The following is a 14,412-nucleotide window of genomic DNA, read 5'->3' as shown; positions in this document are numbered from 1 at the left end:
GTGGTCTGGCGGCATGCTGGGCCTTGAACCGTTTGTGGTGGGCATGGCGAAGCTCCTCGATGGGCGGCAACTGGCGAAGGACGTGGAGCAGCGCCTGCAGCAGGTGGTGACGGCGGGCCTGGAGCGGGCCGGTAGGCCGCCGGGGCTGGCCGTGCTGCGTGTCGGTGATGATCCGGCCAGCGGCGTCTATGTGGCCAACAAGGAGAAGGCCTCGGCCAGGGTCGGCATCGCCAGCCACGGCGCCCACCTGCCTGCCGACAGCAGCGCCGCCACGGTGCTCGCCGAGATTCAACGTCTTAACTCCGATCCCGCTGTGGACGGCATCCTCCTGCAGTTGCCCCTGCCGCCGGGGCTGGCGGAGGGGCCGCTCCTCAATGCGATCGACCCGGCCAAGGATGCCGATGGCCTGCACCCGTGCAACCTGGGTCGCCTGCTCAAGGGGGAACCCGGTCCGCGCAGCTGTACCCCCGCCGGCGTGATGGCCCTGCTGGCGCGCGCCCAGGTGCCGTTGGAGGGGGCCCGCGCCGTGGTGGTGGGGCGCAGCATCCTGGTGGGCCAGCCGATGGCGCTGATGCTGCAGGCCGCCAATGCCACGGTCACCGTGGCTCACTCGCGGAGCCGCGATCTGGCGGCGCTGTGCCGCGAGGCGGATGTGCTGGTGGTGGCGGCCGGTCGGCCGCGGCTGATCGGTGCCGAGCACGTGAAACCCGGAGCGGTGGTGGTGGATGTGGGCATCCACCGGCTGCCGCCGTCAGCGGCTGAGGGGCCCGGCGGCCGCGGCGGGCTCTGCGGCGATGTGCGCTTCGAGGAGGTGGAGCCGCTGGCGGCGGCGATCACGCCGGTGCCCGGTGGTGTGGGGCCCATGACCGTGACGATGCTCCTGGTCAACACGGTGGCCAGCTGGCGGGCGACCTTCGCCCCAGCGCTCGCTGTGGATGGGGCTGGAGCTCCGGCGGAAGATCCGCTCGCCGATCTGTTGCCATAGACGCTCAGCGGCGCCGTGGCCTGAGAGAATCCGCCGCAGTGCGCTGGTACCCATGGCCGTGGCGGTGAGCACGGATTTCGATTTCGCGGCCTACCTGGAGGCGTCCCGCCAGCGCGTGGAGCAGGCCCTCGATGCCGCCCTCGGCCCGGAGCGGCCCGAGTCATTGCGGGAGGCGATGCGCTACTCGCTGCTGGCGGGGGGCAAGCGGCTGCGGCCGATCCTCTGCCTGGCGAGCTGCGAACTGGCGGGAGGCACCAGTGCCCTGGCGCTTCCCACCGCGGTGGCACTGGAGATGATCCACACCATGTCGCTGATCCATGACGACCTGCCCGCCATGGACAACGACGACCTGCGCCGCGGACGCCCCACCAACCACAAGGTGTTCGGAGAAGCCAATGCCATCCTTGCCGGCGACGCCCTGCTGACCCGTGCCTTCGAGATGGTGGCGCTGCGCAGCCCCGGCGTGGCCCCCGAACGGCTGCTGCGGGTGCTGGGTGAGCTGTCGCTGGCGGCCGGCGCCCCCGGGCTGGTGGGCGGCCAGGTGGTGGATCTGGAATCCGAGGGCCGCCAGGTGGATCTCGACACGCTCGAATACATCCACCTGCACAAGACCGGTGCCCTGCTGCAGGCCAGTGTGCTCACCGGCGCCCTGATCGCCGGCGCCGAGGACGATCTGCTGGACGCCCTGCGCACCTATTCCCGCGGCATCGGTCTGGCCTTCCAGATCATCGACGACATCCTGGACCTCACCGCCAGCAGTGCCGTGCTGGGCAAGACGGCCGGCAAGGATCTGGCCGCCGACAAGACCACCTACCCGAAGCTGCTGGGGCTGGAGGAGTCGCGTCGCCGTGCCGATGCCCTGGTGCGGGAGTCCAAGGAGGCACTTCAGCCCTGGTTGGCCCAGGCCGGCCCGCTGGTGGCCCTGGCTGACTACATCACCAGCCGCGATCGATGATCGCTGTCCCCTCCGGAACCCCTCCCCTGTTTCAACTGCTTGGCAATGGTGTGCTGGCCTGGGCGCTGATCTCCTGCGGTCTGGCGCAATGCTCGAAGTTGCTCATCGAGCTGGTGGAGCACCGCCGCTGGCGCCCGGCGGTGCTGTTCGAAACCGGCGGCATGCCGTCCAGTCACGCCGCCCTGGTCACAGGCGCGGCGGCGGGCATCGGCTGGCAGCAGGGCTTCGATGATCCGTTGTTCGCCTTTGCCGCCACCGTGGCGTTCGTGGTGATGTACGACGCCAGCGGCGTGCGCCGGGCCGCCGGGCTACAGGCTGGTGCGATCAATGCCCTGCCGCCTGCCACCTGGCAGGACGCCGCACCAGCCAAGCCGCTGAAGGAAAACCTGGGCCATACGCGCCTGGAGGTGCTGGCCGGCAGCCTGATGGGCCCCGCCATCGCCCTCACCGGTCTGGCCCTGGTGGGTTCGCCGCTGCAGATCGCCCAGAGCTGGGGCTGGTTGCCGCTGGCTTGAGCCTTCCTGCCGCTGATGCCCAAGCCTTCACGCCTGGTCAGCGCCAGGCGGTCAAGGCCTTCGTGGCCTGGCTGGACGCTCCTGCCGATGGTCGGCCTTTCGTGCTGAGCGGCTACGCCGGAACCGGCAAGACGTACCTCTCGATGGCCTTTCTGGCGGAGGTGGAGCGTCGGGATCTCTGCTGGACCGTGGTGGCTCCCACCCACAAAGCGGTGGGCGTGCTGCGCCAGTACCTCGAGCTCAGCGGCCTGCGGCCCACCTGGTTTCCCTCCACCCTGCACCGGCTGCTGCGCCTGAAGCTGCGCCGTGACGGCGGCCGCGAGATCTGTGAGGAAACCGAGCAGACGGCGGTGGCCTTGGAGCCGCTGGCCCTGGTGCTGATCGATGAGGCCTCGATGGTGGACAGCACCCTGCTGCAGATCGCCCTGCGCTGCGCCCATCCCTACGGCACCCGGCTGGTGTTCGTGGGCGATCCCGCCCAGCTGCCGCCCGTGGGGGAACCGCTCAGCCCCGTGTTCGATCTGCAGCGGGCCGAGCTGGCCCGGCTCGAGCAGGTGGTGCGCCACCAGGGTCCGGTGCTGCGCCTGGCCACCGGCCTGCGGGAGCAGCGGCTGCCCTGCCGGTTGCCGCCTCAGCTGCCGGCCATCCGGCAGCCGGAGGGCATGGTGGCCCTGCTGGAGCGCTCCGCCTGGCTGGCGGCGGCTCAGCAGGCCCTGCGCCGCGCCGCCGAGGGGGACAACCCCGATCAGGCCCGCATCCTCTGTTACACGAACCGCAGCCTTGAGCAGCTGGTGCCCCTCGCCCGGCGCGCCATCCACGGCGAGATGGCCGACCAGCTGCCGGTGTTGCCGGGTGAAGTGCTGATCACGCGCATGGCGGTGATGGCGCCCGCCTGCCGGGAGGGGGCGGAGGGGGGCGAGGAACCGGACATGGTGTTGGCGTCGAACCGGGAGCTGGTGGTGCGCGACGTGAAGCCCGAGCGTTGCGATCTGGCGGAGTTCGGCCTGGCAGGCCGGGAGGTGCTGGAGCTGTTCGACGGGCTGACCGCGCCGGTGATCGACACCCAGCTGGTGACCGTGCAGCAGCCCGACGGGGAGCTGTCGCTGCGGTTGCTGCCGGCGGCGGGCTCCCCTGCCCGGCGGCAGCTGGAAGGGGTGCTGGCGCAGCTGCGGCAGCAGGCCAGGGCGCTGGGCAAGAAGGAAGCCCGCGGTCTCTGGCGTCGCTACTTCCTGGTGCGGGATGCCTTCGCCTCCCTGGCGCCGGCGGCCGTGCTCACGGTGCACCGCAGCCAGGGCAGCAGCTTTGGTGAGGTGTTCATCGCCGACGATGTGTTCTGGCCCTCCGATCTGCAGCTGCGCCGGCAGCTGGTGTACGTGGCGGTGAGCCGGGCCCGTACGGCGGTATGGATGGTGGCGGGAGCGGGCTCCAGCGCCGATCGCGACTGCTGGAGCCGCTGGCTGGCAGACCCCGAGGCCTGAGCCCGGCGGCTCAGACCATGCGCAGGCCTTCGATGCCCTGCCAGGCCAGGTAGGCCGCCAGCGCCAGGCTGAGGCCGCCCACCACCAGATCCCCCCGGGCGAACAGCAGCTTCTTGGCGCTCTCGAGCCGCGGCAGCATGCGCTCGCGGGCCAGGGCCACCGCCAGGAACGGCACCAGCAGCAGCAGGCTGGACGCCAGGGTGAAGACTGCGGCCATCAGCAGCTCCTGCCCGCGGCCCAGTTGAGCCGCCAGCAGCGCCGATGCCCCCTTGGCCATCAGGAACAGGTCGTCCGGGCTGACCACCTCCAGCGCCGCCCCGGCGCCGATCAGCAGCGGCAGGGGCAGGCGGCAGAAACGGTCGAGCTGGCGCGTCCAGCCTGGAGCTTCCTCCGGACCAGCACCGCGGCTGGTCGGCAGCAGCTCCCGCACCCCCAGGGTGAGCAGGGCTCCGGCCCCCATCAGATCCAGCCCCGTGCGGTGGCTGCTGCCCTGCTCCATGGTGAGCAGCAGGCCGTGGCCCAGGGTGAGCAGCACGGTCACCATCACGGCGATCGTGACGACCCAGCTCAGCACGAACAGGCCACCCCGCCGCAGGGGGTGCTCACCGAGAAGCAACAGCAGCAGCAGGCCCACATGGATCGGGCTGAGGCTGATGCCGCTGCCGTAGGCGATCAGTTCGGTCCAGAGCGAGGGGTCGTGCATCGGGGCGCCAGGGCGCGTTGGCGGTCCCGGCCAGGATGACGCACACGCCGCGCTCAGCGGCGGATCTCGAACCAGTCGTCGCCAGCGATCGGCATCAGGCTGGGGATCACCTCACTCACCAGTGCCCCGGGCGGCCCCGACTCACACCACAGCCGCAGATCCAGCAGCTGCTGGTTCGGGCCTTCCGCCTGCACCTCCACCGAACCATCGCTGCGGTTGCGCACCCAGCCCGCCACGCCGAGCGCGGCAGCGGCGCGGCAGCAGGCCTGGCGGTAGCCCACACCCTGCACATGGCCGCGCACGATCAGCTGCCAGCGCTCCCGGGAGGCCAGGGAGCCGGCGCTGCGGCGGCTGCCGCCGCCCCGGCGAACGGAGCTGTCCGCCGGGCTGCGTCGTGGAGGCGCCGGCAGATCGCCGAACACCCAGCCCAATGGAGGTGAAGCCAGCTGGCGTGAAGCGTGCGCGTCGTCCATCCTTCACTCCGCGGTGGGCAACCCCATCCCTCAAGCTGCCACAGCGGCTTGATTCCGTCCATCACACCGTTGCCGCCCGACACAGAGGCTGCCGTGGGAGTGGGGTGCAGCTCCCAGCGGTGGAATTCGTGGCCGCAGACGGATTCTCCGCAGCGTGCCACCAGCCCGTCGTGGCTGGGGGTGGCCTGCCGGTAGCCGAGCTGGAGGGCCCCGCGTCGGGCCGTGAACGGCAGCAGGCCAGCCATCGGGTAGGGCTGGCCCTCTGGATCCTCCAACGCCTGCCCCAGCAGCAGCAGGCCACCGCATTCGGCGTAGATCGGCAGGCCGGCGGCTGCGGCACGCCGCAGGTCAGCCAGGCTGCGCCGGGCGGCAGCCAGTTCCGGCGCGTGCAGCTCCGGGTAGCCGCCCGGCAGGATCACCCCCTGACAATCCGGCGGCAGCGGCGCATCGGCCAGGGGCTGCCAAAGCCGCGGCTCCACCCCCACCCCTTCAAGCAGTTCGGTGGCTTCCGGGTAGCGGAAGTGGAAGGCGGCATCGGCGGCAATGGCCACACGCACGGGCTCGGGTGCTGGGGTTTCGTGTTCGAGCCCGAGCGCCCATTGGATCGGATCGCCGCCGGAGGCGGTCTCTGGTGAACTGGCGGGGGGTGCCAGCAGGGGCAGCAGCTGCGCGAGATCAAGGTGCTGCTCGGCCAGCGCTGCCCATTCTCCGCAGGTGCGCGTGAGGTCGTGGAGCTCATGGGCGGGCAGCAGCCCCAGGTGCCGTGACGGCAGGCTCAGGCTGGGGTGGCGCGGCAGCAGGCCCAGCACCGGCATGCCGATGGCCGCAAGCGCTTCGCTCAGCAGCGCCTGGTGCCGGGCGGTGCTTACGCCGTTGAGCACCACCCCGGCCATGGTGAGGTCGCGGCGATGGTGCCGGAAACCGTTGACCAGCGCCGCGACCGATCCGGCCTGGCGGCTGGCTTCCACCACCAGCACCACCGGCAGCTGCAGCGCGACGGCCAGTTCGGCGGAGCTGCCCTCGTCGCCGGGCCCGCGGCCGTCGAACAGGCCCATGACCCCCTCCACCAGGCAGTGGTCGGCCTGACGGCCCCACCAGTGGAAACTGCGCTCCACCCATTCGGGGCCGCAGAGCAGGCGGTCGAGGTTGCGGCACGGCCGGCCGCTCACCCGGGCCAGCAACTGGGGATCGAGGTAGTCGGGCCCCACCTTGAAGGTCTGGACGCTGCGGCCGCGCTGGCGCAGCAGGGCCGTGAGCGCCAGGCTGAGCAGCGTTTTGCCGCTGCCGCTGCAGGGGGCCGCAATCAGGCAGGCCATCAGTGCCGGCCCCCCGCCGCTGGGTTCAGGACAGCCTCAGTTCGGCAGCAGCTTGGCTGCCAGCGGAGCAGCGGCGGCGAGCAGCGGCGTGGTGGAGTCGTGGCCGCCACCCAGCAGCCGCCCCATTTCCATCTCATCGGACCCGGGCACCTTCGGCACCACATCTTCCGCCAGCTCCATCCGCGCCACGCCGCCGGCCTCCAGCCGCATGCAGCCGCCGGTTTCCGAGCAGAGGATCACGCAGAGCGGCTTGCGATCGTCGGGTTCGCAGATCAGCCGCAACCCCACGATCGTGCCCGGGTGGCTGCTGGGGATCCCCACCGGCACCGGCATCAGCTTGAGGCGCACTTCCTTGCCGTCGCTGCGCTCGAAGTCGGCGCCGATGGAGTCACCGTCCATTTTGTAACTGGTCACAAAGTGCCAGCCGAGTCGGTCGGCGATCCAGGCCGCCAGCAGCAGCCCCTGCACCGGATGGCTGCCCTCCACATCGATGTCGAGGTGCACCACGTGGCTGAGCGATTCGCGCCGACCGGGCGGGTCGAACACCATCGCCAGCGACTCCCGCCAGCCGCGCAACCGCAGCCAGTTGAGGTCGTTGACGGCGGTGCTGCTGTTGACGCGCTCCTCCAGCAGATCAAGGCAGCGGCGCGGCGGGCCGAGGGCGCTGTCGATCACCAGCCGGCGCCCCGGGCTGCTGAGGGCCGCCAGCAGATCGGGCGCTTCCTCCAGCGAACCGTTCCACCACACCCAGCAGGGCAGGTCGTCGGGCACCAGGGGCTGCAGCAGGCTCAGGCCCTGCCGCAGGGCGTCGAAGTCGCCGCGCAGCACCACCACATCTCCGCAGGTGGCGCCGTTGTTGCCTTCCTCGCTGAGCGGGCAGTAGGCCGCCACAAGCGTTTCCAGGCCGGCGCTATTGCTGAGCGTGGGCGCCAGGGTGATCAGCCGGCGCGGCTGGTAGGCGCTGATCGCCGATTCCACGTGTTGGCCGCGCAGGTCTTCGCCGACGTGGTCGACCCCCGCGTGCTCGCCCAGCGCCCAGGCCAGTTCTGGTGCCAGCGGCGAGGTGCTGGGGGGAAGGCCACAGAAGTCGACCGCTTCACGGGCCGCCTCCAGCACTTCCGGACGCACCACCCCGGTCACCGGGCCTTCCAGCCGGCCCAGCCGCACCAGGTGCTGTTCCACCCAGGCCGGTTGCCATACCAGCAGGGTGAAGGTGCTGGCCCCGCTGCTGTGCCCCAGGTCGTGCTGCCAGAGCTTCTCCAGGTAGCCGGTGAGCTCGGGGGGCGGCAGTTCCACCGGGGCCTGAAGGGTTAGTTGGGGGCTCATGGAGAGAGGGGCAGGGAGGGGGGACGGGACGGACGTGGATGGTGGAGGCCGAGGCGTTCAGGGGCGGCGCCAGACCAGGTCGTCGCTGGCGAGCAGGCTGTCGGCAGCGGCGGGGCCCCAGGTGCGGGCCTCATAGGGCTGGACCGGCAGCTGCCAGGGACTGTCCTCGATCAGCTCCAGCAGGGGGGTGTAGAGGCGCCACGCCGCTTCCACCTCATCGCCGCGGGTAAACAGGGTGGGATCTCCCAGCATGGCGTCGGCGAGCAGGCGTACGTAGCCCTCATCGGAGGGTTCCCCGAACGATTCGTCGTAGGAGAACTGCATGTCGACCGGGCGGCTGCGCATGCCCGATCCAGGAGCCTTCACCTCGAAGCGGAATTCGGCGCCCTCGTTGGGCTGGATGCGCAGGATCAGCTGGTTGGCGGTTGGGCTGCCGCCGGCGGCGTCGAAGAGGTGCACCGGCGCCTCACGGAAGGTGAGCACCACCTCGCTGAGCCGCTTGGGCAGTTGCTTGCCGGTGCGCAGATAGAAGGGCACCCCCTGCCAGCGCCAGTTGTCGATGAACAGCTTCATCGCCACATAGGTTTCGGTGGTGCTGTTCGGGTTGACCCCCGGCTCCTCCCGGTAGCCCTTGATCGGCCGGCTGCGGGAGCCGCCGGGTCCGTACTGGCCGCGTACGCAGCAGTTCCAGGGCTCGGCCTCATCGGCGAGGCGAGCGGCCTGCAGCACCTTGGCCTTCTCGTTGCGGATCGCTTCCGGGTCGAAGCGGCCCGGCGCTTCCATGGTGGTGAGCGCCAGCATCTGGGTGAGGTGGTTCTGCACCATGTCCCGCAGGGCGCCGGAGCTTTCGTAGTAGCCGGCCCGCTCCTCCACCCCCACGGTTTCAGCGGCGGTGATCTGCACGCTGGAGATGAAGTTGCGGTTCCAGATCGGCTCGAAGATGGTGTTGGCGAAGCGCAGCACCAGGATGTTCTGGACCGTTTCCTTGCCCAGGTAGTGGTCGATCCGGAAGACCTGGTTTTCCTGGGCGCAGGCCTGCACGATTCGGTTGAGCTTCTCGGCGCTCCCGTAGTCACGACCGAAGGGCTTCTCGATCACCACCCGGCTGCGCTGCGGGTCGCTCAGCAGGCCGGCATCGGCGAGGGCGCGGCAGCCGCTGCCATAGAAGGTGGGCGACACCGACAGGTAGAAGGTGCGGTTGGAGCGGGTGGCCCGTAGCCGGTCGATGGCCTCGAGCCGCTGGCCCAGGCGCACCAGATGCTCAGGCACCTGCAGGTCCACCGGCTCGTAGAAGAGGCCGCTGCTGAACTGTTCCCAGGCGCTGGCGTGGTCGGCCACCTCCTCCGCCAGGGCCTCGGTCATGCGGGCGCGGAACTCTTCATCGCTCCAGGGGCGGCGGGCACAGCCCAGCACGGCGAACTCGCTGGGCAGGCGCCGCTGGCGAAACAGCTCGAACAGCGCCGGAATCAGCTTGCGGTGGGTGAGGTCGCCGCTGGCGCCGAAGATCACCAGACACTGGGGCGAGATCACCCGCTCCTGGCGCAACCCGACCCTGAGCGGATTGGTGAGGACGGCGGTCATGGGGGAAGGGCGGGCCTGATTCATCCACGAAAGCCGGGAACCGGCCACCCACGGAGTGCCCAGGCGGCTATGTGGGGGTTTCGGCAAAAAAAAAGCCCGCCCAGAGGGCGGGCCAAGCCTGCAGGAAGCAGCCGGCTCAGTAGGTTTCCACGTGCCAGCGCTCGGCTTTCTTGAGCTGGGGGCGCAGCTCCGACCAGGTCAGCCCTTTGGCTTCGGCGGCCTTGGTCATGGCTTCGTCGATGCCGGGCTCCATGCCCCGCAGACCGCACATGTAGACGTGGGTCTTGGGGTCTTCGATCATGTTGAAGATCTCTTCGCCGTGTTCGGCCACCCGGTCCTGGATGTACATACGGCCGCCCGAGGGGTTCTGCTGCTCGCGGCTGATGGCCTTGGTGTAGCGGAAGTTGTCGGGGAAGTGGCTCAGGTAGCTCTGGAAGTCGTCTTCGTAGAGCAGGTTGGCGGTGGTGGGCACGCCCATGATCAGCCAGGCCTTGCCTTTGAACTGGTAGAGGGGGTTCTTCTCACGCTCGCCGGGATCGAACATGCGGCGCAGATAGGCTCGCATCGGTGCGATGCCGGTGCCGGTGGCCAGCATGATCACGTTGGCGTCTTCGTCGGGCGGCAGGAGCATTTCCTTGCCCACGGGCCCCGTGATCCGCACCTTGGCGCCGGGCTCGATGTCACAGAGGAACGTGGAGCAGACACCGTTGATGGTCTCGCCGTCTTTCTCGTATTGCAGCTGGCGGACGCAGAGCGACACGGTTTTGTCTTCGAGGTTGTCGCCGTGGCGGGTGCTGGCGATCGAATACAGACGCAGCTTGTGCGGTTTGCCGTTGGTGTCGGTGCCATCGGGAATGATGCCGATGCTCTGGCCTTCCACGTAGTGGAGCTTGCCCTCGGAGAGGTCGAAAGTGATGTGGTTCACCCGGCCGATCGCCCCCTCGGCGAGCAGGGAATAGTTGCCGAGCACGGTGCCCACATAGGGGTCCTTCGGCTTGTAGAGGTTCACGGGCACGGCCTCGTGCTTGCCCGGTTCTTTGGCGGCGGTGGTGGTCACAGGAGCGATGGCGGGGGGGGCGACCGGGTCGGAGGGGCCGGGGTCAGGAGATGGGGTGGGGGCCTGGTCGGATTGGGTGACCGAGATCAGTCGTCCTCCCTGCTGGTTGATCAGGCGCAGCGTGGCCTGCATCCGGGACAGCGGCACCATGAAGCGACGTTCGGCCGCTCGCTCTCCGGGACCCTGCAGCCCTTCCACCACCAGGGTGAACATGCGGGCATCGGACTGGCGAAGCGCGGCGGTCGAGGTGCGCATGAAGCGACTCACTGCGGAAAAAGGCTGTCAGATCTTAGGCAACGCTCCGAAGCCACAACCGGCTCCCCAGCAGGTGCGCGGTTCCTGACGCCGACATCCGGGCATCAGGGCTAAGTTTGGTGCGCGACAACAGGTTGTCCTCTCCCCTACGTTCCCCGGCACTGGGGTGTTTCTACGTGGTGTCTTCCGCCGGTTCGCTCATCACTGCGTCAAGCCCGGCCACAGGGCAACACTCCTGCCCCCTCGACACCATCCAACAGGAGATGGAGCGCCTGCCCCAGGGGGCCCGCCGTCTGGCCGTTCAGCTGCGCATCGACCTCAAGGACGACCTGATCTGGTCGGTGCTCACGGATTACGAGAACCTCAGTCGCTTCATCCCGAACCTCTCCACCTCGCGGTTGCTGTGGCGCCGTGACGACCGGGTGGGTCTGGAGCAGGTGGGCTGTCAACAGTTCTGCGGTCTGCGCTTCTCGGCGCGGGTGGAACTGGAGCTCCAGGAAGTGCGGGAACACGGCATGCTCCGCTTCGCCATGATCCAGGGCGATTTCCGCCGTTTTGAAGGGGCGTGGCAGGTGAGCCCGGATCCGATCGGCTCCCGGCTCCTTTACGACCTCACCGTGCAGGGCCGCCCGGGCATGCCGATCGCGCTGATTGAGCAGCGCCTGCGCGAAGACCTGGCTGCCAACCTGCGGGCAGTGCAACAGGAAGCACTGCGCCGCTCGGGCCGCCTCTGAGACCACCAGGCGGTGCCTGGCTGGGCTTACAGCCGCTGATCTTCTGGCGGAAACTCACAGAAAACGGAATGCCGACTTGTTGAGCCTCAGACCCCCAGAGGATCAAGCCTTGATGCCGTCACGGAGAGAGTGTGCTCCCTACAAAGCTTGGCTTCCGGTAGTTAATGATGGCTGGCGTTGAGCAGGACGGCCCCAGCCCAAAGGCTGATGCCCTGCACTGAGCTGGATGGACTGTGCTGAGGATGTTGCCCCGAACTGAACGATTGACCGAATAAATCAGACGCTTGAAAAGGGAAACAAATCGGATTTGGCTGTATGAAAACAAAAACAGATAGAATCTAATCTTGAATGTAATAAATAAAGATCGTATTCTGACTTAAGATATACCCCCAAGGGGATTCGAACCCCTGTCGCCTCCGTGAAAGGGAGGTGTCCTAGGCCTCTAGACGATGGGGGCGAGGCCACGGGTGAAGGGCGTTCGAAGCCTCTCCATCCGACGTGTTGGACGCTACGGGTCGGAGTGGCCCTTCGTCAAGGAGGAGAAGCGACTGCCGCGTTCTGACCGTTCCACACCGGCACGGTGAAATGGAAGCAGGCCCCTTCTCCCGGCTCCGAAACCACCCAGATCCGACCGCCATGCACTTCCACGATCCGCCTGCACACGGACAGGCCCACCCCGAAGCCTGAGGTGGTGCCCGAGGTCTGGGGCAGGCGCACCCGCTCCAGGAACACCCGCTGCTGTTCGTTTCTGGGAATGCCCGGGCCGGTGTCGCAGACACTCACCTGCAGCCACTGGTTGGTGCGGTGGAGCAGCGTGAGGTGCACCTGGCCCCCGTCAGGGGTGAATTTCAAGGCGTTCTCGATCAGGTTGAGCAGCACCTGCCGCATGCGCCGCTGATCGGCAAACACGGCCGGGAGGTCGGCGGGAATGTCGGTAATCAGCTGGATGTCGCGGCCCACCCATAGCTTTTCAAGCTCCAGGATCGCCTCCGCCGCCACCGAGGCCAACCCAAGCTGCTGGGGATTGAAGAGGGCCTCCCAGCGGGTGGTCCCCACTTCCAGCAGGTCCTTGGAGAGGTGCTCGATGTCGTCCAGCCGCCGGTCGAGCACGTCGCGGCAACGCGTGGTGTCGATGTGGCCGAGCTGCAGGCTCTGCAGCGCCAGCTTGGCCGCGGTGAGCGGCGTACGCAGTTCATGGGCCACCATGCGCAGCAGGCGTTCCTGCACCCCCAGCCGCTCGATCAGGGTTTCGTTCTCCTGGCGCAGCACCAGCAATTGATCTTCCAGCTGCAGTTCCCGCTGCGTGCGGCTGCCATCCATTTCTGCGGGGCGCAGGCTCATGCCAAGGCCGCTCACCACTTCCCGCTGCTGCCAGCGGGGTAGCCAGCCCTTGAGCTGCTGCAGCACGGTGTTTCCGGCAAACACCTGGCGGGGCTTCGGTTCAAGTTTCACCAAGGCCGGGGTGGCCACGAGACGGTGGAGCTCCAAAAGCTCCGGGCGCTCGGCCGGGTGGGCCACTTCAAGTTTTACATCGAAACCGCTGTCGCTGCTCTGGAGCAGGTGCATGACGCCGCGCAGGTCGGCGGTGGCGAGATGGTACGGCGCCGCCACCAGCAGCAGTTTCAGCGGGCGACGCGGCGGCGGTGAGGCCTCAGGGGGATGGGTGGTGGGGTTAGGCCCCCCCGCAGCAGGCACCGTCTGGCTGGTCCAATACGTAATCGCCACACTATGAGTTCACCCGCAGTCCATGGCAGGGCGCTGGGCCGGTTTGGTGGACTGCGGGCGGGCGCAGGCGGTTTCGGGCGCGGGGGGCCGGCCGGAGAACCAGGCGGGTTGCGCGGGACGGCGTGGAGAGTGGGCGAGGCACGGCTGCTGCACGATTGAAGTTCATCGGCTGGTGCAGCACCATGGAGGTTCACGCGTCCTCCCCTTTGCGTCTTCTGCCCCGCTGGAGCCGGTCCCTCGTGGCGGTCCCCCTCCTGCTGCTCCCCTTCGCGTCTCTGCCCGCCGCCGCTCAAACCGCACCGGCCACGGAAGCGCAGATGCAGCTGTATACACGGATCGCGGCTGTCAACGTTTGCATCGCCCGCGGCGGCGGCGTGGACTTCGACAAGGCCGTGGCCATCGCCGGTGAAACCATCGCGCAAGTGCTCCAGGGGCTGCACGGCGGCAAGATCCAGCAGGTGGGCACCCAGACCCTCACCATTGAGGATTTGCGGCGCGGTGCCGTGAACTCCGCCGTGATCGGCGCGGTGGATCTCTGTCCGAAACAGGTGCCGCCGGATGTAGTGAAGCGGGTGGAGGCGGCCATCAAGCAGCAGGGATCTGGCGCAAGGCCGGCAGCTGGCCCGCTCGCACCTGCACCAGCTGCGCCTGCAAAGGCACCCCCGAAGTAGATGGCTGAGACGTTGGCTTTTTGATAGAGGCCAACCTCACAACTGGCGGTCGCATCCGGATGCGATTGACCCCCTGGTCAGTTGCAGTTCATTCAGGGCTTCTGGCTTTGCTGAAGGCATCCCTCCGGGGTGTTTTTCACCAACGTCGTCATGACCTTCTCGTCATCTTCTGCCCTGATGGCCGCCGGCCTGCTCAGCATGGGTTCCTTGGCTCCGCTCGCGGTCCAGGCTCAGTCGTTTGGGTTTCCTGGCCAGGCCTACCAGCAGGTGCCGGTGTATCAGCAGCAGCCGGTGTACCGCCAGGTTCCCGTCTATCGCCAGGTCCCCGTGGCCCAGACACTCCCACAGTCGGGAGTGATTCCGGTGCGGAACTTCCCCGCCCCTTATCAGGATTATCAGGGGCAGGTGAACGGCTTCAATGCACCGCAGACCTTTGAAGAAGCGCAAGCGCTGCAACAGCGCTGCTCGATCGGCCGGCTTGTGGGCGGCGTGATCGGCGGTGGCATCGGCTATGCCGCCTCCCGCGACCAGGGCCGGACCTGGGCAGTGCCGCTTGGCGCGCTGCTGGGCTCCCAGGTGGGTTGCAATGCCGGTCAGGGACGCAGTCCGCTGCCTTGGTGATCGCGGCGCTGCCTGGC

14 protein-coding genes and 1 tRNA gene are annotated in these 14,412 nt (G+C 68.4%); 7 read left to right on the top strand and 8 right to left on the bottom strand.

All coding sequences use genetic code 11. The features are described 5' to 3' along the window. Window positions 1–43: 43 nt before the first annotated feature. Genes folD through KBZ19_RS02975 form a run of 4 tightly spaced genes read left to right on the top strand, consistent with a single transcriptional unit; the run spans window position 44 to window position 3,933 of the window. Window positions 44–985, top strand: coding sequence for a bifunctional methylenetetrahydrofolate dehydrogenase/methenyltetrahydrofolate cyclohydrolase FolD (gene folD / locus KBZ19_RS02990; protein ID WP_094510471.1), 942 nt, complete (start codon window positions 44–46; stop codon window positions 983–985). A gap of 52 nt (window positions 986–1,037) precedes the next feature. After that, complete coding sequence (gene crtE / locus KBZ19_RS02985) at window positions 1,038–1,940, top strand: geranylgeranyl diphosphate synthase CrtE (RefSeq protein ID WP_255099715.1); 903 nt, start codon at window positions 1,038–1,040, stop codon at window positions 1,938–1,940. Continuing rightward, window positions 1,937–2,455, top strand: coding sequence for a divergent PAP2 family protein (locus KBZ19_RS02980; RefSeq protein ID WP_255099714.1), 519 nt, complete (start codon window positions 1,937–1,939; stop codon window positions 2,453–2,455). The genes crtE and KBZ19_RS02980 overlap by 4 nt, the downstream gene beginning before the upstream one ends. Then, entirely contained in the window at window positions 2,452–3,933 is a 1,482-nt protein-coding gene (locus KBZ19_RS02975; protein ID WP_255099713.1) for an AAA family ATPase, read from the top strand. Before KBZ19_RS02980 ends, KBZ19_RS02975 begins: the two co-directional genes overlap by 4 nt. A 10-nt stretch (window positions 3,934–3,943) precedes the next feature. Here the strand turns inward: KBZ19_RS02975 and KBZ19_RS02970 are convergent, their stop codons facing one another. From KBZ19_RS02970 to petH, 6 genes are all read right to left on the bottom strand, one after another. Next, a complete protein-coding gene (locus KBZ19_RS02970; RefSeq protein ID WP_255099712.1) occupies window positions 3,944–4,636 on the bottom strand; it encodes a GAP family protein in 693 nt (230 codons plus the stop codon). 53 nt (window positions 4,637–4,689) lie between these two features. Further along, window positions 4,690–4,938, bottom strand: coding sequence for an acylphosphatase (locus KBZ19_RS02965; protein ID WP_233132726.1), 249 nt, complete (start codon window positions 4,936–4,938; stop codon window positions 4,690–4,692). Window positions 4,939–4,940: 2 nt separating this feature from the next. After that, window positions 4,941–6,425, bottom strand: coding sequence for a cobyrinate a,c-diamide synthase (locus KBZ19_RS02960; protein WP_255099711.1), 1,485 nt, complete (start codon window positions 6,423–6,425; stop codon window positions 4,941–4,943). Between the two features lie 36 nt (window positions 6,426–6,461). Beyond that, window positions 6,462–7,751 (bottom strand): glucose-6-phosphate dehydrogenase assembly protein OpcA, encoded by a 1,290-nt coding sequence (locus KBZ19_RS02955; RefSeq protein ID WP_094510393.1) that lies wholly within the window; start codon window positions 7,749–7,751, stop codon window positions 6,462–6,464. A gap of 57 nt (window positions 7,752–7,808) precedes the next feature. After that, complete coding sequence (gene zwf / locus KBZ19_RS02950) at window positions 7,809–9,332, bottom strand: glucose-6-phosphate dehydrogenase (RefSeq protein ID WP_094510394.1); 1,524 nt, start codon at window positions 9,330–9,332, stop codon at window positions 7,809–7,811. Between the two features lie 136 nt (window positions 9,333–9,468). Next, window positions 9,469–10,644: a ferredoxin--NADP reductase gene (gene petH / locus KBZ19_RS02945; protein ID WP_255099710.1), complete on the bottom strand. Its 1,176-nt coding sequence runs from the start codon at window positions 10,642–10,644 to the stop codon at window positions 9,469–9,471. 263 nt (window positions 10,645–10,907) lie between these two features. On the opposite strand from petH, the gene KBZ19_RS02940 reads away from it, so the two are divergent. Next, window positions 10,908–11,378, top strand: a complete 471-nt coding sequence (locus KBZ19_RS02940; RefSeq protein WP_255099709.1) for an SRPBCC family protein — start codon at window positions 10,908–10,910, stop codon at window positions 11,376–11,378. A 384-nt stretch (window positions 11,379–11,762) separates the two neighbouring features. Here KBZ19_RS02940 and KBZ19_RS02935 read toward each other — a convergent pair. Next, window positions 11,763–11,835: transfer RNA gene (locus tag KBZ19_RS02935), tRNA-Glu, on the bottom strand. Between the two features lie 74 nt (window positions 11,836–11,909). Then, window positions 11,910–12,989 (bottom strand): histidine kinase, encoded by a 1,080-nt coding sequence (locus KBZ19_RS02930; protein WP_399220077.1) that lies wholly within the window; start codon window positions 12,987–12,989, stop codon window positions 11,910–11,912. Window positions 12,990–13,342: 353 nt separating this feature from the next. Between KBZ19_RS02930 and KBZ19_RS02925 the strand changes: the two genes are divergently transcribed. Together KBZ19_RS02925 and KBZ19_RS02920 are read left to right on the top strand one after the other, a co-directional pair. Next, a complete protein-coding gene (locus tag KBZ19_RS02925; protein ID WP_233132727.1) occupies window positions 13,343–13,774 on the top strand; it encodes a cAMP phosphodiesterase in 432 nt (143 codons plus the stop codon). A gap of 150 nt (window positions 13,775–13,924) precedes the next feature. Next, the gene (locus tag KBZ19_RS02920; protein ID WP_255099708.1) at window positions 13,925–14,395 is read left to right on the top strand and encodes a hypothetical protein; all 471 of its coding nucleotides are present in this window, start codon (window positions 13,925–13,927) and stop codon (window positions 14,393–14,395) included. Window positions 14,396–14,412 lie beyond the last annotated feature (17 nt).

This window comes from Synechococcus sp. L2F, from assembly GCF_024345695.1.
Lineage (GTDB): Bacteria > Cyanobacteriota > Cyanobacteriia > PCC-6307 > Cyanobiaceae > MW101C3.
This window is presented reverse-complemented; position numbering and strand designations above follow the sequence as displayed.